General features: G+C 54.5%; 4 protein-coding genes. All 4 read right to left on the bottom strand.

The features are described from left to right. A partial coding sequence (locus E4680_RS13840) for a hypothetical protein (RefSeq protein WP_135283014.1) occupies nucleotides 1–433 on the bottom strand: 433 nt, incomplete at its 3' end. Nucleotides 434–450: 17 nt separating this feature from the next. Then, nucleotides 451–792, bottom strand: a complete 342-nt coding sequence (locus E4680_RS13835) for a hypothetical protein (RefSeq protein ID WP_135283013.1) — start codon at nucleotides 790–792, stop codon at nucleotides 451–453. Nucleotides 793–809: 17 nt separating this feature from the next. Then, nucleotides 810–1,082 (bottom strand): hypothetical protein, encoded by a 273-nt coding sequence (locus E4680_RS13830; RefSeq protein WP_135283012.1) that lies wholly within the window; start codon nucleotides 1,080–1,082, stop codon nucleotides 810–812. A 37-nt stretch (nucleotides 1,083–1,119) separates the two neighbouring features. Further along, nucleotides 1,120–1,621, bottom strand: a 502-nt coding sequence (locus E4680_RS14205; RefSeq protein ID WP_167792534.1) for a hypothetical protein, incomplete at its 5' end; no start/stop codon positions are given.

Genomic DNA, 1,621 nt, shown 5'->3' with positions numbered 1-1,621 from the left:
CTATAGACCTTTCATAAGCACCCATCCCAGTAAAATCGATCGGGCAATCAGGACGGTGCGCCATTACCCTTATGCGGTTAAACGGGCCAAGCCCCGTCATGTCGATCGGACAATCGGGACGATGTATAATCACGCGGGCACGGTCGTCCTGATCAAGCCCCGTCATATCGATCGGGCAATCAGGACGCCTTGCCATTACAGTGGCGCGGGCGGATGGTGAAAGATCGGTGAGGTCTATTGGGCAATCCGGACGCCTTGCCATGACATAGGCTCGGTCTTCTGGATCGAGACCTGTCATATCGATCGGGCAGTCGGGGCGGTGCGCCATGACATAGGCACGATCTTCTGAATCGAGACCAGTCAAATCGATCGGGGAGCTTGGATCATTGGTCATTGCCAATGCGCGGGCAAATGAATTAATAACGGAAACCATGTCTGTTTACCCTTTGCTCAACCATTGTCCGATTTGTAGTCGGGTCGGTTTTTCAGGATCCAAGCGCGGTCGAATGAATCAAGACCCGTTAGATCGACGGGGCAGTCTGGACGCGCAGCCATCACATAGGCACGGTGATGTGGTTTAAAACCATCAAAGTCGATCGGGCAATCAGGACGACGCGCCATAACGTAGGCACGTTGGTAGGGACCAAGTCCTGTCAAATCGATCTCGCAATCGGACCGATACGCTATCACATAGGCACGATCTTCCGGAAAAAGACCCGTCAAATCGATCGGGATGCTTGGGTCGTCGACCATCGCCTCGGCGCGGTCGAATGATTCATCAATGGAAGTCATGTCTGTTTACCTTTTATTCAATTGTCTGGCTTGTAGTCGGGTCGCTTTTCCAGAACCCATGCGCGGTCGAGTGAATCAAGACCTGTCAGATCGACGGGGCAATCGGGACGCTTTACCATGACACAAGCGCGATGATAGGGGCTGAGACCCGTCAAATCGATCGGGCAATCAGGACGACTGATCAAGACACAAGCGCGTTGATGCGAGCTAAGACCTGCCAGATCGATCGGCGCGTTCGGGTCATTAATCATTGCCCAAGTGCGGTCAAATGAGTCATCAATGGAAGTCATGTCTGTTTACTCTTTGTTCGGTGGTTTAATGGATAGCCTAAACCAAGTCAGGTGTGTTGTCAACACTATATTCCAATAATCGAGCAGTGTCGTCGAGCAAATACCGGAAGCGGGCGGGGCGATCCTCGGAGAACATCATTGAGGTGCCCAGGTAATGCCTGGTGTAGGCATAGCGCACATCGTAGGCACTGAGCTGCAAGCAGATGGGTGGTGCGGTCGGTGCGGTGTCGAAAATCCCACTTGTGTGCAGGGCCGTCATGCCGTCGGCCTTCTTGCCCAGGCGTGCGGCGATCCTAGACACGCTGAACCATGGTTTACCGGATTCGTTTATTTCGATTGCCACGGCGCGGTAAACCTGCGCGCGTAGGCCGCAATCCTCAGGCCACACGAACGCCGACAGCGTTGCAATCAGGCTATCCCGGCGTTGTTGTTCGGCGGGCGAGAGTCGTGCAACGAAGCGGTTTGTACGGCGCTGCCGGATAGGGTGTTCGTAGCTATAGGCATCGGTGATCGCCTTGGCGCAGAACTCGACGTGGCCG

This window comes from Candidatus Macondimonas diazotrophica (assembly GCF_004684205.1).
In the GTDB taxonomy this organism is placed as follows: Bacteria; Pseudomonadota; Gammaproteobacteria; order UBA5335; family UBA5335; genus Macondimonas; species Macondimonas diazotrophica.
Note: the sequence above shows the minus strand (reverse complement) of the source record. Positions and strands in the feature narration are given on the sequence as shown.